This window comes from Polyangium mundeleinium (genome assembly GCF_028369105.1).
In the GTDB taxonomy this organism is placed as follows: Bacteria; Myxococcota_A; Polyangia; order Polyangiales; family Polyangiaceae; genus Polyangium; species Polyangium mundeleinium.
This window is the reverse complement of sequence record NZ_JAQNDO010000001.1, coordinates 402,477-423,488: the sequence shown is the minus strand read 5'-3', so window position 1 is coordinate 423,488 and position 21,012 is coordinate 402,477. Positions and strand designations below refer to the sequence as shown.

General features: G+C 69.8%; 16 protein-coding genes. 8 read left to right on the top strand and 8 right to left on the bottom strand.

Features of this window, described 5'->3' with window-relative positions; all coding sequences use genetic code 11:
* Positions 1-45 precede the first annotated feature (45 nt).
* Positions 46-993 carry an acetyl-CoA carboxylase carboxyltransferase subunit alpha gene (locus POL67_RS01795; protein ID WP_271914915.1) on the bottom strand — a complete coding sequence of 316 codons (948 nt, stop codon included), beginning with the start codon at positions 991-993 and terminating at the stop codon, positions 46-48.
* Positions 994-1,005: 12 nt separating this feature from the next.
* Positions 1,006-3,003, bottom strand: a complete 1,998-nt coding sequence (locus tag POL67_RS01790; protein WP_271914913.1) for an adenylate/guanylate cyclase domain-containing protein — start codon at positions 3,001-3,003, stop codon at positions 1,006-1,008.
* Positions 3,004-3,178: 175 nt separating this feature from the next.
* Between POL67_RS01790 and glpK the strand changes: the two genes are divergently transcribed.
* The gene (gene glpK / locus POL67_RS01785) at positions 3,179-4,690 is read left to right on the top strand and encodes a glycerol kinase GlpK (protein WP_271914911.1); all 1,512 of its coding nucleotides are present in this window, start codon (positions 3,179-3,181) and stop codon (positions 4,688-4,690) included.
* Positions 4,691-5,049: 359 nt separating this feature from the next.
* On the top strand, positions 5,050-5,859 hold the full coding sequence (locus POL67_RS01780; RefSeq protein ID WP_271914909.1) for a UPF0158 family protein: 810 nt from the start codon (positions 5,050-5,052) through the stop codon (positions 5,857-5,859).
* 8 nt (positions 5,860-5,867) lie between these two features.
* Here POL67_RS01780 and POL67_RS01775 read toward each other — a convergent pair whose 3' ends face one another.
* Positions 5,868-6,545 (bottom strand): hypothetical protein, encoded by a 678-nt coding sequence (locus tag POL67_RS01775; protein ID WP_271914908.1) that lies wholly within the window; start codon positions 6,543-6,545, stop codon positions 5,868-5,870.
* Between the two features lie 74 nt (positions 6,546-6,619).
* On the opposite strand from POL67_RS01775, the gene POL67_RS01770 reads away from it, so the two are divergent.
* Positions 6,620-7,669 (top strand): BMP family lipoprotein, encoded by a 1,050-nt coding sequence (locus POL67_RS01770; RefSeq protein WP_271914906.1) that lies wholly within the window; start codon positions 6,620-6,622, stop codon positions 7,667-7,669.
* A gap of 60 nt (positions 7,670-7,729) precedes the next feature.
* Here the strand turns inward: POL67_RS01770 and POL67_RS01765 are convergent, their stop codons facing one another.
* The 3 genes from POL67_RS01765 to folP are packed head-to-tail and all read right to left on the bottom strand — an operon-like array spanning position 7,730 to position 10,815.
* Positions 7,730-8,674, bottom strand: a complete 945-nt coding sequence (locus POL67_RS01765; RefSeq protein WP_271914904.1) for a CdaR family protein — start codon at positions 8,672-8,674, stop codon at positions 7,730-7,732.
* Positions 8,671-9,990, bottom strand: coding sequence for a diadenylate cyclase CdaA (gene cdaA / locus POL67_RS01760; RefSeq protein ID WP_271914902.1), 1,320 nt, complete (start codon positions 9,988-9,990; stop codon positions 8,671-8,673). Before cdaA ends, POL67_RS01765 begins: the two co-directional genes overlap by 4 nt.
* A 3-nt stretch (positions 9,991-9,993) precedes the next feature.
* On the bottom strand, positions 9,994-10,815 hold the full coding sequence (folP, locus tag POL67_RS01755) for a dihydropteroate synthase (RefSeq protein ID WP_271930711.1): 822 nt from the start codon (positions 10,813-10,815) through the stop codon (positions 9,994-9,996).
* A gap of 361 nt (positions 10,816-11,176) precedes the next feature.
* Between folP and POL67_RS01750 the strand changes: the two genes are divergently transcribed.
* Genes POL67_RS01750 through POL67_RS01740 form a run of 3 tightly spaced genes read left to right on the top strand, consistent with a single transcriptional unit; the run spans position 11,177 to position 15,698 of the window.
* Positions 11,177-12,913, top strand: coding sequence for an HDIG domain-containing metalloprotein (locus POL67_RS01750; protein WP_271914900.1), 1,737 nt, complete (start codon positions 11,177-11,179; stop codon positions 12,911-12,913).
* A gap of 40 nt (positions 12,914-12,953) precedes the next feature.
* Positions 12,954-14,681: an acyl-CoA dehydrogenase family protein gene (locus POL67_RS01745; RefSeq protein ID WP_271914898.1), complete on the top strand. Its 1,728-nt coding sequence runs from the start codon at positions 12,954-12,956 to the stop codon at positions 14,679-14,681.
* Positions 14,682-14,729: 48 nt separating this feature from the next.
* Positions 14,730-15,698: a GNAT family N-acetyltransferase gene (locus POL67_RS01740; protein ID WP_271914896.1), complete on the top strand. Its 969-nt coding sequence runs from the start codon at positions 14,730-14,732 to the stop codon at positions 15,696-15,698.
* 4 nt (positions 15,699-15,702) lie between these two features.
* Here the strand turns inward: POL67_RS01740 and POL67_RS01735 are convergent, their stop codons facing one another.
* On the bottom strand, positions 15,703-16,341 hold the full coding sequence (locus tag POL67_RS01735; RefSeq protein WP_271914894.1) for a hypothetical protein: 639 nt from the start codon (positions 16,339-16,341) through the stop codon (positions 15,703-15,705).
* An 82-nt stretch (positions 16,342-16,423) separates the two neighbouring features.
* The gene (locus POL67_RS01730; RefSeq protein ID WP_271914892.1) at positions 16,424-17,626 is read right to left on the bottom strand and encodes an exo-beta-N-acetylmuramidase NamZ family protein; all 1,203 of its coding nucleotides are present in this window, start codon (positions 17,624-17,626) and stop codon (positions 16,424-16,426) included.
* A 168-nt stretch (positions 17,627-17,794) separates the two neighbouring features.
* On the opposite strand from POL67_RS01730, the gene POL67_RS01725 reads away from it, so the two are divergent.
* Together POL67_RS01725 and POL67_RS01720 are read left to right on the top strand one after the other, a co-directional pair.
* Entirely contained in the window at positions 17,795-19,270 is a 1,476-nt protein-coding gene (locus POL67_RS01725; protein WP_271914890.1) for a serine/threonine protein kinase, read from the top strand.
* A 141-nt stretch (positions 19,271-19,411) separates the two neighbouring features.
* Complete coding sequence (locus tag POL67_RS01720; RefSeq protein WP_271914889.1) at positions 19,412-21,001, top strand: serine/threonine-protein kinase; 1,590 nt, start codon at positions 19,412-19,414, stop codon at positions 20,999-21,001.
* The last annotated feature ends 11 nt before the right edge of the window (positions 21,002-21,012 follow it).

The following is a 21,012-nucleotide window of genomic DNA, read 5'->3' as shown; positions in this document are numbered from 1 at the left end:
ATGCACATCCGCGGCGTATAGCGCCGGCCCGCCGTGCGGGAAAGGTCAGGCGAGGAAAGAGCCGAGCGCGCGGAAGCGACGATACCGATCGTCGACGAGCTCGTCCCCCGAGAGGCCGTCGAGCGAGATGAGCGTCGGCCACAAGGCCTCGTCGAGCCGACGCGCCGCCTCCTCGTGGTCCTGGTGCGCGCCGCCCGTCGGCTCCTCCACGACGGCGTCGACCACGCCGAGCTGCAAGAGCTCCGGCGCCGTGATCTTGAGCTGCGCCGCGGCCTCGTCCGCGCGCGTGCCGTCGTTCCACAGGATCGCCGCGCACCCCTCGGGCGAGATGACCGAGTAACAACCGAACTCCATCACGAGCACGCGGTTCGCCACGCCAAGCGCGAGCGCGCCGCCCGACCCGCCTTCGCCGATGATCGTCGCCAGGATCGGCACGCGCGCCCTCGCCATGGCCGCGAGCGCCGCGCCGATGGCCTCGCTCTGCCCGCGCTCCTCGGCGCCGATGCCGGGATACGCGCCGGGCGTGTCGATGAACGTGAGCACGGGCAGGCCGAACTTGTCGGCGAGCTCGTACATGCGAATCGCCTTCCGGTAGCCCTCGGGGTGGGGCATGCCGAAGTTGCGCTTCACGTTCTCCTTCGTGCCGCGGCCCTTCTGGTGGCCGACCACGACGACGCTGCGGCCGTGGTACGACGCGAGCCCCGCGACGATCGCCTGATCTTCGGCGAAGCGCCGATCTCCTTTGAGCTCAACCCATCCGGTGAAGAGCCGCTTCACGTAATCGAGCGTGTAGGGCCGGTTCGCATGGCGCGAGAGCTGGACCTTCTGGATCGGCGTGAGGTCCGCGAAGATCTCGCGCGCGAGCCGCGACGTCTTCTCTTCGAGGCGCAGGAGCTCGGGTTCGAACCTGCGATCGGAAGCGGCGAGCGCGCGCAGGGCCCTCACCTTCTCGACCAAATCCGCGACCGGCTTCTCGAATGGCAGCACGAACATGGCAGGTTGAGGTCACTCCGAGATCGTCGGCTCCGCGAGGATGTTCGCGGGGACCTGCACCGACGTCGCCGCCCGGATCACGTTGAACACGCGCAGCGGCTTCTCCTTGCCCTTCACCTTCGCCGAGGGCAACTCCTCCGTCTCGAAGCGCCCCACGAGCCTGTCGTGGGTCATCTCGCTGACCACGATCTGTCCCGCCAGCGCGACCGAGCAAAGCCGCGCCGAGGTGTTCGCCGTGTCGCCGATGACCGTGTACGAGAGCGCCTTCGAGCTGCCGATGTAGCCCGCGACGAGCGGGCCCGTGTGAATGCCGATGCCGATCGCGAGCGGCGCGAGGTCGCGCTCGAGGCGCCTCCGATTGAAGTCGCCGAGCACCTCGCCCATCTCCAGCGCGCAATGCACGCTGCGGATCGCGTCGTCGGGGTGGATCACGGGCGCGCCCCAGATGGCCATGATCCCGTCGCCCATGAACTTGTCGAGCGTGCCCTCGTACTTGAAGATCGTGTCCACCATGAGCTCGAAGTACTCGTTCAGCATGTCGACGAGCTCTTCGGGCGGGGTGTTCTCGCTCATCGCGGTGAAGCCGCGGATGTCGCTGTTGAAGACCGTGCACTCATCGACGCGCTGACCGCCGAGGCGCACCTCGAGCTGGCCGCTCATCACGCGCTCGGCGATGTTCGGCGAGAGCAGCCGCGAGAAGCGCTCGCGGGCGATGATCTCGTTCTCGATCTTCTTTCCGAGGATGTTGATCTCGATGAACATCGAGGCCTGGTGGGCCACGGCGACCACGAGCTCGAGGTCCTTCGGCTGGAACTGCGCGAGCGTCTCCGAGTCGAGCCAGAGCACGCCGAGCACGTCCTGCGTGTTGTTCGGCGCGACGAGCGGCACGACGATGGCCGAGCTGATCCGGTTCAGGATCATGCTCTTGCCCTTGGAGGCCGCGAAGTCCATGGCCGCGTCGTGCGTGAGGACGGCCGCGCGCTCCTTGACCACGTGGTTCAGGATCGTCGACGAGACGCTGATCGGCGCCGTGGTGCCGTCGCGCCGCTGCGAGGCGCGCGGCATGAGCTCGCCGTTGTTGTCGTCGCGGAGGAACATCACCCCGCGGTCGGCCTTGATGAACTTGATGATGCTCGCGAGGATCTTGTCGAGCAGCTTCGACGTGTCGCGCTCGGAGGCGATGTCGCGCGCGAGCTCGTGCGACAGGCGCAGCCGCTCGTAGTCGGCGCGGAGCTGGTTGAGATCACTCGCGAGGCGGTCGAAGGGCAAAAACCCCTTTTCGACCGCGGCGATCTGCGTGCCGATCTGGCGCGCTTGATCGTTCAGATCGATGCGCGTGCCCTGCGCGACGTACGAGTGCGGGCCCGTGATGAACGTGTGCGCGCCCGAGCCCTTCCCCATCATCGTCATGTTGGGGTTCGCGCTCGGGATGCCGAGCGCGGGGTTCGGCGCGGGGAGCCCAGGCCCCTGCGGACGCGGCGGCAGGTTCGGCGCGACGGGACCGGCTTGCGGCGGCGGACGCGGCGGCATCGGCGGCGGCGCGAAGGCGCCCTGCGGTGGCCGGTTCGCCTGCGCAGCAGCGGGCAACGCGGGAAGGACGTGCGCGGACTGTGCAAGCGGGGAAGGCGCGACGGGCGCGGGCTGCGGCGTCGCGGCCCACGCTTGCGGCTGCGGCTGCGGAGGCGGCGCGGGCGGCAGTCCCCCGGCCGCGCCTGCGACCGGCGACGGCGTGTCATCGAAGCGGCCACGCGTCGATCCGAGGGCGATCTCGTCGCCGTGCTTCAGCGGTGCCTCGCCGCGAACGCGTTCGTTGTTGACGAACGTCCCGTTCAGGCTGCCCAGATCACGCAGGTAAAACTGCGCTCCGCGGAGCTCGATGATGCAGTGCTCCTTGGAGACAATCTTGTCGAGCAGCTGGATCGAGTTGTTGGGGTGGCGCCCCAACGAGTTCACGGGCCGCAGCTCGATGGCCTGCTGCCCTTCGGCGGTCTGCAGGATCAGTCGAGCCATCAGGTGAGCCGTTGCGCTTGCATTCCGAGAACCACGGGAGGCCCTGCCCGCACGAATGCAGACGGCCGCCGAACGGGTACGGGCAGAAGTGTATTCCTTCTCGTGGAATTAAGCGAGAGGTTCGACGCGCCGATCGTCCTTCCCCCAGCGCGGCCGCCGGGCTAGGCCCGAAACCATGGCCGCCGACCTTCTGCTCGCGATCGACCAAGGGACGACCGGGACGACCGCCCTCGTGCTCGACACAGCAGGGACGACGCGCGGGCGCGCGACGCGCGAGTTCCCACAGCACTTCCCGCGCCCCGGCCTCGTCGAGCACGAGCCCGAAGACATCTGGCAAAGCGTGCTCGAATCGGTCGAGGCCGCGCTCGGCTCGGCCGGCGTCAAAGGCGATCGCATCGCCGCCGTGGGTATCACGAACCAGCGCGAGACCACGCTCGTCTGGCAACGCGCGACCGACAAGCCGATCCACCGCGCGATCGTCTGGCAAGACCGACGTACCGCGGACGCGTGCGCGCGTTTGCGCGAAGGTGGCCACGAGCCCGCCGTGAAACGCACGACCGGCCTCGTGCTCGATCCGTACTTCAGCGGCACGAAGCTCACGTGGCTGCTCGACAACGTCGAGGGCGCCCGCGAGCGCGCCGAGCGTGGCGAGCTCGCGTTCGGCACCGTCGACAGCTACCTCGTCTGGCGCCTGTCCGGCGGCGCGATGGGCGGCTCGCCCGTGCACGCGACCGACGTGACGAACGCCTCGCGCACGCTGCTCATGAGCCTCGCGACGCTCGATTGGGACGACGCGATGCTCGAGCTCTTCCGCGCCCCGCGCTCGGTGCTTCCGAAGATCGTCGACTCGGCCGGGCTCATCGCGAAGACGCTGGGCTTTCCGCACCTGCCCGACGGCGTGCCGATCACGGGCATCGCGGGCGATCAACAAGCCGCGCTCTTCGGCCAGGCCTGCTTCGATACGGGCGACGCGAAATGCACGTACGGCACGGGCGCCTTCGTCCTCGTCAACATCGGCGCGCAGCCGATCGCGAGCCGCTTCGGGTTGCTCACGACGGTGGGCTGGAAGGTCGGCAGCGAGGTCGTCTTCGCCCTCGAAGGCAGCGCGTTCATCGCAGGCGCGGCCGTGCAGTGGCTCCGCGACGGCCTCGGCATCATCCGGAGCGCGGCCGAGATCGAGCCGCTCGCCGCGAGCGTCCCGTCGAGCGAGGGCGTGACGTTCGTGCCCGCGCTTTCGGGCCTCGGCGCGCCGTACTGGGATCCGGACGCGCGCGGCCTCATCCACGGCATCACGCGCGGCACGACGAAGGCGCACCTCGCGCGCGCCACGCTCGAAGGCATCGCGCTCGAAGTGACGGACCTGCTCCGCGCCATGTGCGACGACCTCGGCAAGCCCCTCGGCCGCATGCGTGTCGACGGCGGCGCCGCGAACAACGATCTCCTCATGCAATACCAGGCCGACACCGCGGCCCTCACGATCGAGCGCCCGATCGAGCTCGAATCGACCGCCCGGGGCGCCGCCATGCTCGCCGGCGTCGGCGCCGGCCTCTTCAGCGGCATGCGGGATGCCGCCCGTATGTCCCGGGTCGAGCGGACGTTCGAGGTCGGAATGCCCCAGGAGGAACGAAATGCCCACCTCGCCCGCTGGGCCGACGCCGTCGCCCGCGCCCGGTCGTCGCGCGCTTGAGGCGCGGGATCCGCCGCCCGGGACAGACGAACTCCGGCCAGACACGCTCGGCCGTTCGCTGGACGAGCATTTCCGGCGCGAACCTGCTACTTCGCTGTTTTCGGATGCCAGACGTGGGACGCTTGGCAAGCCGGCACACCCGACGCCTTGGACGAATCCGTCGCGGCGGCGCCCATCGCACGGAGATGGCCGAGCTTCCGGCCTGGGGAACAGGCACTATGTTGCGAGAGTTCACCCCAAAGCGACCTCACAGAGCGTAAAATTCTATGTCAACGGAGAGCTCCCGTTCTCACTTGGTTCCCCTGCAGAGGCCCGGCCGGCCCGCCACACGTCGGGTCGTGTCGCTCGATGAGGAGGAAATGCCGAAGCCTGAAAATCCTTCCACCTCGGGGGTGGTCTACCGGGACATCCCGATCGATTGGGAGGCGCTGGAGGACGCGTTCGAGAACAACGCGCCCGAGGTCCACTCTTACCTTCACCTCGTGACGGGTGACGTCCTGCGCGTCGTCGACGGAGTCGCAGACCCACAGATGCACGCGCGCATCGCGGCCGATCCGAACTACCTCCGCATCGATCCGGTGAGCTCCCGCGAGCAGTACCGCTGGATGGAGCGCTTCATCCCGATGGTGGAGGACCCGGAGCTGCAGGGAAAGCTGACGCAAGCGATCGACGGAAAAGGCGCCTTCCGCCGCTTCAAGGACGTGCTGATGAGCTACGGCCCGGAGCGCGAGCGCTGGTTCTCGTTCCGCAGCGAGCGGCTCCGCATCTTCATGGAAGCGTGGTTGAACGCGCACGCGCTGAACCCGATCGCGCGTCCCGTGTGGGTGCCCGAGCAGCCGCCCTCGCGCACGGGCGCGGAAGGCCAACCTGCGGACGCCCCCGTCGCCCCGCCCGTCCCGAGCACGCGCGAGCTCCGCGAAGAACCGCCGCGCGAGCTGCGCCGTGGCAAGAGCGTGGAGACGCTGCGCAAGAACCTACGCGACATCGCCGATGCGCTCGGCCCGCGGGACCTCGACACGCTCACGGCCTTCGCAGAGTTCCTGAAGGCACGCCGCGCCGCGCGCTCGTTCGCCCATCACTACGAGGGCAGCCACGCGCACACCGAGGAGGAGCCCGCTCCCGCCTCGCAAGAGATCGTCGGCGGCGAAGCGCGCTCCGCTTCGTCCTGACACGCGCGCTAGCGCGAGCGAACGATCGTGACCGTCACGCGAGAGCGCGCGGTCTGGAAGTAACTCGCGATCGCCTCGCCGAGCCGCTGCGCCACGACCCACCGACCGAGCGCGACGGAGACCTGTTCGTACGGACGACCCGTGAACGGCGTCGTGCCCGTGCGCAAGAGCGCTCGGAGCTCCGGGTCGCTCGGCGCGAGCATCGGCGCGACCATGCGGTCGAGGTAAATGCTCGCGCGGGCGTGGCGGCGCAGGAGCGCGTCGATCTCGTCCGAGCCGATCCCCTCGGCCTTGGCCGCGGCGATGAGCTTGTCGCGCCCCTTCACGCGTTGCTCGAGCACCGCGCGGGCGGACTCGGCGCGGCTCGCGATCTCGGTCGCGTCGGGCGCAGGCAGGACGGGCAAGCTTGCGAGGAGCGTCTCGGCGATGTGGCGATCGAGCGCCGCGCGGACGTGGCGATCCGTGAACGGCGCGGGATCCGGATCCGGATCGGCCATCGCCTCGATGCGCGCTTCGAACGCGAGCTCGCGCTCGTAGACGAACTGCGGACGCGCGACGCCGCCCGTCTCGGGCGCATGCCAGCGGACGACCACGCGATCGAGCAGCGCAGGCTTCGCATCGGTCTGTGCGCCGGCGGGCACCGCAAACGCGAGCGCGGCGAGGACGAGGAGGACGGCCGGGCGCATCGAGGATGCGAACTATACCGCGGGCACGAAGCTCCGCCGCTCCATCGAGGGAGCGTCTGCGCTAGCCTCGTTTCATGGCCGAAAGGAGCCCCCCTGCCGCATCACGGCTGACCGTGGTCACGCTCGTCGTGTCGCTCGCGGCGGCCGCGTCGACGCTCCTTCCGGCGCGCGCGGAGGAGCCGCGGCCGGAGGGCCCGCACGCGAACGTGCGCGTGGGCCTCGTGTTCGACGTCGGCGGACGCGGCGACAAGAGCTTCAACGACGCGGCCTACGAGGGGCTGTCACGCGCGGCGCGCGAGCTCGGCGTGACGACGGAGGTGCTCGAGCCGAGCGGCTCGGAGGATCGCGAGGCGGCGATGCGCCTCTTCGGGGCGCGCGGCTTCGACCTCGTGATCGGCGTGGGGTTCATCTTCTCGACCGACGTGAACGTGGTGGCGCGTGATTTCCCGAGCACGCGCTTCGCCTGCATCGACTACGCGCCGCCGATGGAAGGCGCGATGCCGCCGAACGTCTCGGGGCTTCGTTTCCGCGAAGAAGAAGGCTCGTTCCTCGTCGGCGCGGTCGCGGGGCTCATGTCGAAGACGGGCCACGTGGGGTTCGTCGGCGGCATGGACATCCCGCTCATTCGCAAGTTCGAGGCGGGCTACCGCGCGGGCGTGCACGAGGTTTGTCCGCGCTGCGAGGTGCACGCAGCGTTCGCGGGCACGACCCCCGAGGCGTTCCGCGATCCGGTGAAGGGCAAGGCGCTCGCGAACAGCGAGATCGCCGCGGGCGCGGACATCGTCTACCACGCGGCGGGGACGACGGGGCACGGCGTCTTCGAGGCGTCGCGCGACATGGGCGTGAAGGCGATCGGCGTCGACGCCGATCAACACGACGAGATGCCCGGCACCGTGCTGACGAGCATGATCAAGCGCGGCGACGTCGCCGTCTTCGACACGATCCGCGACGTGGCCGAGGGCCGCTTCCAGGCCGGGCTGCGCACGTTCGGCCTCGCCGAGGGCGCCGTCGGGTACGTCGACGAAGGGCCCCACGCCGCGGGCATCCCGGAGGACACGAAGCAGAAGGTCGAGGCGCTCGCGCAGCGCGTGATCCGCGGGGAGATCAAGATCCCCGAGCGCTAGAGCAGCGAAGGGCTCGCTGCTCTGCGGGGTCGCGCAGCGAGCCCGCCTCGGGACGAACCTTCACCACTTCACGAGCACCTTCGGCGGATCGACCACGACCTTCACGTGCGGCACCTCGAGCAGCACGTCGAGGTACACGCTGCCCGGCTTGCTCACATCCGCGCCGGAGCTCTTCGGCTCGACACGCGGCACGAGCGACTCGGGCGAGACGGCGTTCACGTCCTCGTTCGATCCGACGAGGCGCACCTTCACCGTGGGCGGCGTCGTCACGGCGCGCGGCAGGCCCACGACCTCCACGCGCAGGTTCGCGAACTCCTTCTTCGCGAGCTCGCGCGCGATCTCGACCGTCGCGATCACGCTCTCGACGTCGTAGCTCACGAGCTTCGGCGGCTTGTCGAGCGGGAGCGGCCGGCGGTAGACGCCCTCGGTCAAGCCCGTCACGTCGAACGGCGCCGCGCGCGCGTACTGCATGACGTCCACGATCGAGCGAGCGCCCCGCGCCCGCGCGACCTTCGGCTCGGAGCCGATCACGCCCTTCACCGCGAACGTCGGCGCCGGATCACCCGTGCGCGCGATCTGCACCGGGATCTCGCGCTCGACGACGTCGTCCCAGCGCAGCTCGATCGAGGGCGGCTGGACCTCTTCGATCTGCACGCCCGTGGGCACGCGGAACATGCTCGGCTTGAGGTCGAGGTTCGTCTCGCGCCCGCTGCGCAGGTTGAGCTGGAGCGTGCCGAGATCGTCGCTGCGCAGGTCGTCGAGCTGCGTGCGCGAGCCGCGCAGCGTGACCTTCACCTCGTTCGGGATCTGCGTCATGAGCTGCCGGTTCGCGCTGTCCGGCGGCATGATCGTCACGACGCTGACCGAGAACGTGCGCTGCGCGTTCTCGGCGCCGTGGATGAACGCGTAGATCCCGAGCGCGCAGAGGAGCGACAGGATCTTCAGCCCGATGTTGTCGAGCAACGCCGCGCGGATGTTTTCGCGAAGCCCGTCCTTGGCCGTCATGAGTCGTCACCATGGGTGGGGCTGCCGGCGCCCTCGCCCCCGCCAGCGCCCGCGCGCGCGGTCGTCGGCTGCGTGCCCGGCGGCGCGCTCGAAGGCGGACCGGGGGGCGTACTCGGAGGCGTGCTCGGAGGTGTCGTGGCCTGCGGCGCCGCAGGGACCACGCCGGGCGGCGGCATCGTGGCCGCAGCCGCGGCCGGGGGCGCGGGGTCCGAGGACGGCGGCGGCGGCGGCACGGTCGACGTGGGCACGAACGTGTTCGGCCGCAAGGTCGGCGCCGCGACCGAGGCCGGTGGCATCTCCGTGGTCGTGGCCGGGCGCATCGGCATGGCCGCGCTGCTCTGCGGCATGCGCGACGCGGGCGCGCCCGAAGCGCCGGGCATCGGCGTCGCGCCGACCGAAGGGGGCGTAGGGATCGACGGACGCACGGGCGGCGCGGGCGGCGGGATCGCCGGCGTGCGCGAGGGCTGCGGCGGGGCCTGCGTCGGCGGGGCCGGGGGCTTGCGCGCAGCGGCGGCCTTCTGCTTCTTGCGCGACGAGCGCCCGAAGAGGCCGAGCAGCGCGTGCCGGAGCGACTGGCCGTCGAGGTTCGAGACGATGTTGCCGCTGAAGCAGAAGCTGATCGTCCCGCGCTCCTCGCTCACCACGACGACGACCGCGTCGGTCTCCTCCGTGATGCCGAGCGCGGCGCGGTGGCGGGAGCCGAGGCTCGCGTCGAGCACCTTCGTCTCGGGCATCGGGAAGAACACGCCGGCGCGGGCGATCTTGAGATCACGGATCAAGACTGCGCCGTCGTGCAGCTTGTTCACCGACTCGGGGACGAACATGCTGACGAGCAGCTCACGCGTCACGATCGAGTCGAGGACGATGCCCTCGCTCTTGCAGAACTCGAGCACGTTCGCGTCCTGCTCGAAGGCGATGATCGCGCCCATGCGATGGCGCGCGAGCTCCGTCGCCGCCGCCACGACCTCGTCGATGACGCGCGACTGCTGCTCGCGCCCTCCGGCGAGCCACGCCTTCGAACCCATGCGGATCAGCGCGCGGCGGATGTCGTTCTGGAAGACGACGACGACGATCAGGATGATCGACGAGAGCAGCCACGAGAGCAGGTGCAGGAGCGTGACGAGCTCGAACGTCTTCGCCGCGAGGTAGAGCAGAAAGACGATGCCGAGCCCGAGGCCCATCTGCATCGCGCGCGTCCCGCGCATCACGAGGAGCGCGCGGTAGATGACGTACGCGACGATGAAGATGTCGATGAAGTCCCGCAGGATCTGCAGGAACGGGCGCGGGGCGAAGAGGCGAAGCAGGCCGTCGAGCATGGCTCAGGCGTCCCCTCCTCGGCGCGCGTCGATCGCCTTCGCGACCGCGAGCGCTTGCACCACCGCCTTCACATCGTGCACCCGTACGATCGCCGCGCCGCGCGCCACGCACGCGAGCACCGCGGCGATCGTCCCGCCGAGCCGATCTTCCGGCGGCGCGATCACGCTCGCGTCTGGGTTCGCCGCGCGCGCGACGAACGATTTCCGGCTCGGCCCCACGAGCACCGGAAAGCCGAGCTTTGCGAGCTCGTCGAGCCGCGCGCAAAGCTCGATCGAGTGACGCACGTTCTTCGCGAACCCGAGCCCCGGATCGAGCACGAGGTCCTCGCGCGGCAAACCCTTCGCGAGCGCCCGCTCGGCCGCTTCGGTCCACTCGCGCGCGACGTCTGCGACGACGTCCCCGTAGGCGGCGTCGTCGTACATCGAGAAGCCGCGCATGTCGGTCATCGAGCCGCGGCAATGCATGAGGACGAGCGAGGCACCGACATGTGCGCAAAGCGCGCCGAGCTCGGCCGCCGGTTCGAGCGAGACCGTGTTCACGATGCGCGCGCCCTCGCCGAGGGCCCACGCGGCGACGTCGGGCAAGGTCGTGTCGATCGAGACCACCGCGCCGAGCTCCACGCTCGCGCGGATGAGCCCACCGATGCGCCGGATCTGCTCGGCGGCGTCGATCGGGGAAGACCCCGGCCGCGTCGACTCGGCGCCGATGTCGAGGATGTGCGCTCCTTCGATCACGAGCCCCCGCACATGCGCAACGGCTGCCGCATCATCCAGGAATCGTCCCCCATCCGAGAAAGAGTCCGGGGTGCGATTACAAACCCCCATGACGAGCGCGCCCCGTCGGCTCGAAAGAAGCGCGCGGAGCGGGGACGACATTGTGTGTGCGTAGCAAGTTCCGAGCCGGCCGGCAATCTTCGACCGTGTGCGGCAAAAACCTCACGATCCGTCAGCGAAATCCTTGGACTTTCCCGAGGTCGTTCCTGCGGGCGTCCGGACGTGGCCGGTCGGTGTGCGTTCTTCGGGTGGCGCGGCCCATGCGATCCCCCTGACGCGCGGCGAAATGCCTGCTACGGTCGGCCGATCCGCGTGTCCGAGGCGTCTCGGGCCGCATTCGGCCGAGGCCACGCCGCGGCCCGAGCGAATGATGCTAGCCACGCGTGTTCGAGCAGGGGCGACGGCCGGCCTGGTGCTGAGCCTGATTTTCGCCGCACTGTTCACGGCCATCGGCACCTTCGAACTGTACCTGCCCTCCATGGCGCCGCGCCTCGGACAGACGGCGCCGGTCACGCTGCGGATTCCCTACGGCCCGCGGATCGTCCGCGACGCTCGTTCGGGCCGGCTGGCGTACGAGCACGCCCGCGTTGTCGTGCCGCGCGGCACCCTCCTCCACGAGGACAACGACGAGCACCGCGCCGCCTTCGCCTACGAATCGACGCGCAGGCCCCCGGCGGCGGCGCGCCTCGTCTCGGTGTTCGTCATCCACTTCATCGTCTGCCTCATGCTCACCGCGTACCTGCGGCGCTTCGGGCAGAACCGCGTGCGGCTTTTGCGCGCGCAGATCGGGCTCCTCAGCCTCATGGCGGGCAGCGTCGCGCTCGCCAAGGGCATGCTCCTGTTCACGGCGCTCCCGGAGTTCTGGGTGCCGATGGCGGCGCTGCCGCTCTGGGTCGCGCACGCGTTCGACCGGCGCACGGCCTTCCTCGTGGATCTCGCCGTCGCCTTCGTCGCCGCCTCGCTCCTGCGCTTCGACAACGTCCTCTTGTCGGTGCTGCTCGTGCGCGGCGTCGCGGCCACGCTCTTCTTCTTCGATCGCAAGCACGCGCGGCAGATGGTCGTCGCCGGCACGCTCGCCGGCATCTCGGGCGCGGTCGTGTTCATCGCGCTCACCGTGGTCTACGAGGGGCGCTTCAACGTGCTCGCCGACATCTTCCGCGGCACGAGCTCGAACGTGCTCGGTTGCATCGGCGGCGGCATGCTCGCGGGCATCCTGGCGCGCTCGCTGCGTGATCCGGCCGAGCGCGCGATGGGCCATGTGTCCCGCGAAAAGCTGATCGATCTCACCGACCTCGAACAACCGCTCCTGCGGAAGATGGCCGCGGAGGCGCCGGGGAGCTGGGAGCACGCGCGCGCGATGGCGAACCTCGCGGAGGCCGCGTCGAGCGCGATCGGCGCGGACGCGCTGCTCACGCGCGTCGGCGCGTACTACCACGACCTTGGCAAGACCGTGCAGCCCAAGTATTTCGTCGAGAACCTCGCGCACGGCGAGAAGTCGCCGCACGAGGACCTCGACCCCGAGGTCTCGGCCGACGCGATCATGGCGCACGTCGTGATGGGCACGAAGATCCTGCGCGACGGCCGCATCCCCGAGCCCGTCGTCGAGTTCGCCTACACGCACCACGGCACGCAGGTCGTCGAGTTCTTCTGGCACAAGTGCAAGGAGCAAGGAAACCCGCGTGGCCTCACGCAGGAGTACTTCCGCTACCCGGGCATGAAGCCGCAGACGAAGGAGACGGCGATCCTCATGCTCGTCGACTCGATCGAGGCCGCGAGCCGCACGATCTGGCCGCCCGAGCAGAAGAAGTTCGAGGAGATGATCCAGCGCGTCATCTTCACGAAGCTGTCGAGCGGCCAGCTCGACGAGTCGGGCCTCACCCTGGAAGACCTGCGCATCATCACGACGCGCATGGCGACGACGCTCGTGAACCTCTACCACGGCCGCATCAAGTACCCGTGGCAACGCGACAGCGCGAAGCAGGAGGCGGAGAAGACGCCCATCGTGCACGGCGCGCCCCCCGCGAACACGACCCCCGTCGTCCACTCGCCCGCCGAGCTTCCCGAGCCGAAGAGCTCGAAGGAAGGCCCGAAATCCGGCGAGGCGAAGGGCGAGGGTAAGCCCGCGACGACCGAAGAATCCGCGAGCTGACGACCGCGATCCTCGCGGGAAAACTTGCTACAACGAGCAAGTGCCCCCGCTGATCGAGCAAAGCTTCACCAAGGCGCTCTTCCACGGCGTGATCGCCGAGGACATGATCTTCCCGTACCCGGAGATGACCTCCGAGGAGCGGCAGAGCACGTCGATCATCCTCGACAGCGTCCGCCGGTTCTTCGCGGCGAACGTGGACAGCGCCAAGATCGACCGCGACCACGAGATCCCGCCGGCGGTCATGGACGGCCTCCGCTCGCTCGGCCTCTTCGGCCTGCAGATCCCCACCGAGTACGGCGGCATCGGCCTCTCCACCGCGGCCTACGCGCGCGTGATGCAGGAGATCGGCGGCATGGATGCCTCGATCGCGGTCACGCTCGGGGCGCACCAGTCGATCGGCTACAAGTCGCTCCTGCTCTTCGGCACGCACGAGCAAAAGCGGCGGTATCTGCCGCAGCTCGCGACCGGCGAGTCGGTCGCGGCCTTCGCGCTCACCGAGCCGTCCGCGGGCTCCGACGCGGCCGCGATCAAGACCCGCGCGGAGGCGGTCGACGGCGGCGCGGCGTACCTGCTGAACGGCTCGAAGATCTGGATCACGAACGGCGGCTTCGCGGATGTCTTCACCGTCTTCGCCCGCACGAGCGCGCTCGAAGAGGGCTCGAAGCCGAAGATCACCGCCTTCATCGTCGAGCGCGGCATGGGCGTCACGAACGGGCCGAACGAGCACAAGCTCGGCATCCGCGGCTCCTCCACGACCGAGATCTTCCTGGAGAACGTGCGCGTGCCCCGCGAGAACGTGGTCGGCGACGTGGGCAAGGGCTTCAAGGTCGCGATGGAGGTCCTGAACTCGGGGCGGCTCGGCCTCTCCTCAGGCTGCGTCGGCGTGTGCAAGACGCTGCTCCGCCTGGCGATCGCGCGCGTCGAGGAGCGCCGCGCCTTCGGCCGCAACATCGGCGACTTCGGCCTCATCAAGGACAAGATCGCGCGCATGCTCGCCGAGACGTACGCGCTCGAATCGATGACGTACCTCACGGCCGGCCTCGTCGACTCGAAGATCGCCGACTACTCGCTGGAGAGCGCGATCTGCAAGGTGAAGGGCTCCGAGACGCTCTGGAGCGTGGTCAACGAGACGCTCCAGATCGCGGCGGGCATCGGCTACATGCAGGACTATCCGTACGAGCGGATCCTGCGTGATTCACGGGTGAACCTCATCTTCGAGGGCACGAACGAGATCCTCCGTTGCTTCATCGCGCTCTCGGGCATGGCCGCGCCGGGTAAGGCGCTCGCCGAGGTCGTGAAGGCGATGCGCGAGCCCATCAAGGGCTTCGGGTTGCTCAGCGATTTCGCGCTCCGCAAGGCGCGCGCCGCGCTCGGCCGCGAGCGCATGACCCGCGTGCACCCGCTGCTCGGACGCGAAGCCGTGATCTTCGAGGAGTACGTCTCGGAGCTCGCCGTGCAGGCGGAGAACGTGCTGCGCAAGCACGGCCGCGACATCGCCGAGATGCAGTTCACGCAGCTCCGCATCGCCGACATGGTGATGGATCTCTTCGCCGTGGCCGCGTGCCTCACCCGCACGACGCGCGCGATCGAGCGGCGCGGCGAGGACGGGGCGCGGCGCGAGATCGATCTCTGCTCGCTCTACCTGAACATGGCCCACAAGCGCCTGCGGCAGAACGTCTCGGACTTCGCGCGCAACGACGACGAGCTGCGCAAGGCGATCGCCGGGCGCGCCTACATCGACGGCGCGTATCCATTCGACGTGCTCTAGCGCGGGCGGTCGAGCGATCCCGGCGCGTGCCTTGCACGACGCCCGGGCGTGACGACTTCTCCTGGATTCCTCATCGAACGCGCCGCCGCGCGACATCGCGACTTCGTGCAGCATTTGCTCTCGGAGCACCTGCCCGGGTCGGACGTCGCGCGCAGGTACACCTGGCTCTACGAGCAGAACCCGCACGGCCGCGCCGTGACGGTCATCGCCCGCGACGAACGGACCGGTGAGCCGCTCGGGATCACCTCGGCCTTCCCGCGCCGCATGCTCATCGCCGGCCGCACGCGCCTCGGCTCGGTCGGAGGCGACGGCTACGTGCGCCCCTCGGCCCGCCGTCGCGGCATCGCCACCGCGATGCACCGCGCCTCGCTCGAATGCATGCGCGCCGAGGGCGTCGAGATCATGTTCGGCCCGCCCGAGCCGCACAACCTCCGCGCCCTCGAGCGTGCCGGCGCGCGTGTGGTTTGTCACGTCCGCCGCTTCTCGCGCCCGCGTGTCTTGCAGAGCCTCCTCGGCCCCCTCGGCCGCTTCGTCATCCCCGGCGCGCGCCTCGCGCCGATCGAGGGGCGCGACCGCCGGGTCGATCAGATCTTCGAGCGCGCCGTCGACGGCAAGGTCGTCACGCCCGTGCGCGACGCCGCCCACTACGCGTGGCGCTTCGTCGACAGCCCCGCCCGCGCGCAGCGCGCCTACGTCGTCCTGCGCCGGGACAAACCGCTCGGCCTCTGCGTGCTCGAGCGCGCGGGCCGCCGCGTCGCCCTCGTGGATCTCTTCGCGCATCCGGGCGATTTCGGCGACGCGCTCACGATCATCGCCTCCGCGTCGGGCGCGGACTCGCTCGTGACGCAGCTCAACGACCGCGGCCCGCACACGCGGAGCCTCGCGCGCGCCGGGTTCTTCCCGCGCGAGGGCAAACCCTTCCAGGTCCACGCCTGCGAGGGCATGGATCCGGCCGTGTTCGACGCGAGCCGCTGGTACCACACCTGGGGTGACGGCGACCTCGATCGCGTGCTCTGAACCCTCAGCGCACCGCCATCGGACCGATCACTTCGAGGATCGCATCGATCTCCAGCACGCGGGCAAACGCCGCGAGCGGCACGCGCTTCTGCGATCCCGAGCTCGCCTCGTTCACGCCGATCTGGCCCGCGTCGATCGCCTCGCGCAGCGTCGCGATCGCGTCCTTGTGCTGCCCGAGCGGACCGTCGCTCGGATCGAGCGTCGTCTCCGGCTGCACCTTTCGACCCGGCAGCTCCACCTCGAACATCCGACCGGTGCGGTTGTCGATGACCCCGTAGACGTACACGCTCATCTCGGGCGCGGGCAGCGCGCCGAAGGTCCGCTCGAGCTCGTTCAGGAGCGCCGCGAAGCGCGCGCCGTCGAGGCCCGTCGGGAGCAGCACGCCGTCGCGGGAGAGCTCGACCATCCGCTCGTGCAGATACCCGAGCAGCATGCCGCGCAGCCGCTCCGTGAACATCGGCGACGACGCGCGCCCCGATGCGGCGTTCGTCGCCTCCTCGACGGCCGTGATCAGATCCTCCGCGGAGAAGATCGACACGTCGATGCACAGATCCTTGCAGAACGCCTGGAGGAACGCGGCGGCGTCTCTCCGAATCCCTTCGTCGAACCCTGCGAGCGCCTTCGTGACCGGCTCGGTGATCATGCAGGTGGGCCTCCTCGGCCGACGCCCCAGCGTAGCGCCGGAACTCGCCCGCAGGTAGGCGCGCTCCGGCCGCGGTTCGTGCTCAGATTGCCGCTTCTTGCAGGGCCGCGCTCGCCTCGGCCATCACGTCCGGCCAGGTCGGATCCGGCGTCGACACGTACTCGGCGATCGAGCGCGCGTCCTCGCCCGCTTCGATCGCGCGCCGCGCCTGATCCGATCCCGTGAGCAGATCGAACGCGGGGATCGTGTCGATGTACTCGTACCGCTCCGTTCGGAACGCGAAGCTCTGCGGGTTCTGCCGGCGCGCCAGGGCGACGAGCGCGGTGTACGTGGCGACGGGGCGGAACGTCATACGATCGGCGACGTGGATCTGCACGCCGCCGCAGATCTGCCCGGCGTGCTTCTGGAACGTCGGCCGGAACGTGAGAGGCCGCGCGACGAACCCTTGCAGGCCTGTCGCCCGGAGCCCCTGCGCGAGCTGATGCCCGTCGATCCACGGCGCGCCGACGATCTCGAAGGGCTGCGTCGTGCCGCGCCCCTCGGAGAGGTTCGTCCCTTCGAGCAAGCAGCCGCCCGGGTACACGATCGCCGTGCAGCACGTCGGCATGTTCGGCGAGGGCATCACGAACGGCCGGTCCCAGGCGTCCGCGTACTTCTCGCGATCCCAGCCTTCGACCGTCACGATCGAGACCGCGTCGCCGAGCGGGATGCCCTCGCGCCGCGCGAAGAGCGCCACGGCCTCGCCGATCGTGAGCGAGTGCCGGACCGGGATCGGCTCGAGGCCGACGAACGACAGGAAGCCCGGCGCTTGCGAGCGGCCTTCGACCATGCGGCGCGAGCCCGTGATCGGGTTCGGCCGATCGAGCAGGATCACCGGCACGCCGGCCTTCGCCGCCGCGCGCGTCGCGAGCAGCGCGGTCCAGACGAACGTGTAGTACCGCGCGCCGACGTCGGCGAGATCGATGAGCAACACGTCGATCGACGCGAGATGCTCGGGCCGCGGCGAGAGGTCCTCGAAGCGGTCGCCGTAGAGGCTGATGATCGGCGCGCCCGTGCGCTTGTCGCGCGCGTGCGGCACATCGACCATGTCCTGCGCTTCTCCTCCGTAGCCGTGCTCTGGCCCAAAGAAGAGCGCGGGCTTGGCGCCGATACGCGCAAGCACGTCACCGATGTGCTCGATGCCCCGATCCACGCTGGCCGGATGCGCGAGCACGCCGAAACGCGTGCGGTTCAGGCGGGAGGTGACCGAAGGGAGGCGAGGGAGCCGATCAAGTCCTGCGAGCACTGTCCGGCCGTACTCCGGCCCTGGCCGCTCGTCCAGGGGTGAGCACAGGACTTACCAGGGTCTCCACAATTCTGAGGGAAATCATAGGGGTTCGCGCTTTGCAAGCGCAGGAATCCGTCGCCGTGGTAGCTTACATTTCGTCTTTTCAGGGGGTTACGGCGCCGGACCATGGCTCTTCAGATCGGCCAGATCTACGGCGGCAGGTACCGCGTCCTTCGTGTGCTCGGCGAAGGCAAACACGGCCCCGTGTACGAAGGGGAAAACGTCGAGATCCATCGGCGCGTCACGGTCGAGGAGCTCGCGCCGTCGCCACGCGCGCGCCCCGCCGCCCTCGCAGCGTTCGCACACGACGCACAAGCCGCGAACGGCGCGCCGTCCCTCCACGTCGACAAGATCCTCGACGACATCGAGCTCGCCGGCGGCGCGCGTGTCCTCGTGAAGGAGTCGCGCGAAGGCGTGACGTTGCGCCAGCGCATGCGCGAGCGCGGCCGGCTCGACGCCGACGAGACGAGCCGCATCGGTATCGAGAGCACGCGCGGCCTCGCCGCCGTGCACGCCGTCTCCGTCGTGCACCGCGCCCTCGAACCGGAGAGCGTCTTCCTCGCGCGCGGACACGAGCCCCGCATCGAGCACGTCAAGCTCCTGGACGTCGGCGTCGCTCACATCGCGGAGAAGCAGCCGCCCGACCATGCCACGCCGTACACCGCCCCTGAACAGATCCGCACCACGAACGAAATCGACGCGCGCGCCGACATCTACGCGCTCGGTGTGATCCTCTACGAGTGCCTCGCCGGGCAGGCGCCCTTCGCCACGAGCGCCGAAGATGAACTTCTTTTCAGCATTGTGATGCAGGACCCTGCACCTTTGGAGAAGCTCGCGCCGGACGTCGACCCCGAGCTCGCGACGATCGTGCACAAGGCCATGGCGCGCGACCCGAGGGTCCGGTATCAACGCGACCAAGACCTCGCGCAAGCGCTCGCCACGTTCCGGGCTCGACGTGGCCTCGGCGCCGTCCCTGAGGTGCCTTTTGCACCGCACTCTCCGCGCCCGCCATCGCCCTCCATGAGCGCCCCCGGGGACGACGACGACGACCTGATGATCGCGGACCACGGCACGGTCATCATGGACCGCAAGCCGCACTTCCCCGCGCGCCCGGCCCCGCCGAACCCGCCGCCGCCGCCGAGCCAACGCCATCCGGCCCCCATGTCCATGGGGCACCCGCCGATGTCCAGCCCGGCGCCCGTGGGGCTGCCCGTCCTGCCTTCCTCGATCACCGGCGTCCCCGCCCGACCGCAGCCGCAAGCGGGTCGTCCGTCGCGAGCGCTCGCCCCGATCGTCGGCGGCGCGGCGTTCGTGATCGTGTTCGTCCTCGGCGCGATCATCATGCTGATCGTGCGCTTCACGCAGGATCCGACCGAGGCGGCCACGCCTCCGGCCGCCGTCTCGGCCTCCGCAGCGCCCGTGCCTTCGGCCGTGCTCCCCGCGGTCACGGTGGAGCCGATCGAGACCTCAGAGGCGGTGGAGGGGTCCACGCGGGTGATCACGCCGCCGCAGACGCCTGCCCCGAACACGAAAGGCACAGGGACCACGCGCACGTCCCCCACGAAAGGTACGGGCAAGCGCCGCATTTCGGACGACCTGTGAGCGCGCCTCGGGGATCGTTCGAGGCCCTCGGCCGGACCGTCGAGAACTCGACTCCATGCGCCTTCCGCGCGGTATGATGCAACGCCCACGCGCGCTCCGGAACTGGTTCCGGATCTTCTTCCCGACCCGATAGGGCAGCCGATGACGCTTCAGCCCGGCAACACCATCGAAGGCAAATACCGCATCGTCCGCCTCCTCGGGCAGGGCGGCATGGGCGCGGTGTACGAGGGCGAGAACGAGCGCATCCATCGCCGCGTGGCGATCAAGGTCCTGCACGCGTCCGTCTCGGGCAAGGAGGACGTCGTCCAGCGCTTCGAGCGCGAGGCGCAAGCCGCGGGCCGCATCGGCTCCGAGCACATCGTCGAGGTGCTCGACCTCGGCAACCTGCCGACCGGCGAGCGCTTCATGGTCATGGAGTTCCTCGACGGCCAGAGCCTCGGCGATCGCATCAAGAAGCGAAAGCGCCTCACGCCGCAGGAGCTCGCGCCGCTCATCCACGGCATGCTCGAAGGGCTCGCGGCCGCGCACGACGCGGGGATCGTCCACCGCGATCTCAAGCCCGACAACGTCTACCTGATCAACAACAAGAACCAGCGCGACTTCGTCAAGATCCTCGACTTCGGCGTATCGAAGTTCTCCGCGCTCGACACCGACATGAGCATGACCAAGACCGGCGCGGTCATGGGCACGCCCTACTACATGTCGCCGGAGCAGGCGCGGGGCGGCAAGATCGACGCGCGCAGCGATCTCTACTCGGTCGGCGTGGTCATGTACCAGGCGATCACGGGTCGCCTGCCCTTCCAGGCGCAGACGTTCAACGAGCTCGTCTTCAAGATCGCGCTCGAGTCGCCCGATCCCGCCGAGCTCGTCGTGCCGAACCTCGATCCGAACTTCGCGGCGATCATCGCGAAGGCCATGATCCGCGACGCGAACGTCCGCTTCCAGACGGCGCGCGAGTTCCAGGCGACCGTCGCGCAGTGGATGATGGCGAACCCGGCGGGCCCCGAGCTCAGCGCAGGCCGCATCCCCACGATCCAGCCGGGCATGTTCGATCCGCGCATGAGCCAGCAGAACCCGCTCGTCGGCACGGGGCCGCTCGGTTTGCCCGCGGGGTTCGATCCGCGCATGAGCCAGCAGAACCCGCTCGTCGGCACGGGCCAGCTCGGTTTGCCCGCGGGGTTTGACCCGCGCATGAGCCAGCAGAACCCGATGGTCATGGGCCAGCAGCCCATCCCCGGGACGAGCCTCGGGATGTCGCACCCGAACCTCGGCATGTCGCATGCCGGGCTCACGGTCGTCGGCGCGCCCCCGAAGAGCGGCAACGGCGCCATGGTCGCGATCGGCCTGCTCGGCACGTTGCTCGTCGCGGCGAGCGGGCTCATCGTCTGGAAGTTCGTACTCGACAAACCGGCCGCAGGAACGCCGCCGGCCGTGACCACACAAGCCGCGGCGACGCAGCCGCCGCCGATGCCGACGCCCGCGCCGACGCTCGCGCCGACGCCCACGGCCGCAGCGACGGAGGAGGCGCCGACGCCGGCCGATACGAACACGGCGGCGGTCGGCACGGCGACACCACCGATCGGCGTCGGTGGGCCGCTGCCGACGGGCGCGCGCACGAGCAGCACGGCGCCGGTCGGCACGGGCACGGGGACCGGGACCGGCAAGAAGCCGCCCACGCCGACGACGACGGCGACGTCGACGGGCGGCCGCAAGATGGGCAGCGATCTCTGAGAACGCTGCCC

What these genes read in the sequence shown, in the direction of transcription:
- POL67_RS01795 (WP_271914915.1), bottom strand. Translation starts at nt 993, where the DNA reads ATGTTCGTGCTGCCATTCGAGAAGCCGGTCGCGGATTTGGTCGAGAAG.
- POL67_RS01790 (WP_271914913.1), bottom strand. Translation starts at nt 3,003, where the DNA reads ATGGCTCGACTGATCCTGCAGACCGCCGAAGGGCAGCAGGCCATCGAG.
- glpK (WP_271914911.1), top strand. Translation starts at nt 3,179, where the DNA reads ATGGCCGCCGACCTTCTGCTCGCGATCGACCAAGGGACGACCGGGACG.
- POL67_RS01780 (WP_271914909.1), top strand. Translation starts at nt 5,050, where the DNA reads ATGCCGAAGCCTGAAAATCCTTCCACCTCGGGGGTGGTCTACCGGGAC.
- POL67_RS01775 (WP_271914908.1), bottom strand. Translation starts at nt 6,545, where the DNA reads ATGCGCCCGGCCGTCCTCCTCGTCCTCGCCGCGCTCGCGTTTGCGGTG.
- POL67_RS01770 (WP_271914906.1), top strand. Translation starts at nt 6,620, where the DNA reads ATGGCCGAAAGGAGCCCCCCTGCCGCATCACGGCTGACCGTGGTCACG.
- POL67_RS01765 (WP_271914904.1), bottom strand. Translation starts at nt 8,674, where the DNA reads ATGACGGCCAAGGACGGGCTTCGCGAAAACATCCGCGCGGCGTTGCTC.
- cdaA (WP_271914902.1), bottom strand. Translation starts at nt 9,990, where the DNA reads ATGCTCGACGGCCTGCTTCGCCTCTTCGCCCCGCGCCCGTTCCTGCAG.
- folP (WP_271930711.1), bottom strand. Translation starts at nt 10,815, where the DNA reads ATGGGGGTTTGTAATCGCACCCCGGACTCTTTCTCGGATGGGGGACGA.
- POL67_RS01735 (WP_271914894.1), bottom strand. Translation starts at nt 16,341, where the DNA reads ATGATCACCGAGCCGGTCACGAAGGCGCTCGCAGGGTTCGACGAAGGG.
- POL67_RS01725 (WP_271914890.1), top strand. Translation starts at nt 17,795, where the DNA reads ATGGCTCTTCAGATCGGCCAGATCTACGGCGGCAGGTACCGCGTCCTT.
- POL67_RS01720 (WP_271914889.1), top strand. Translation starts at nt 19,412, where the DNA reads ATGACGCTTCAGCCCGGCAACACCATCGAAGGCAAATACCGCATCGTC.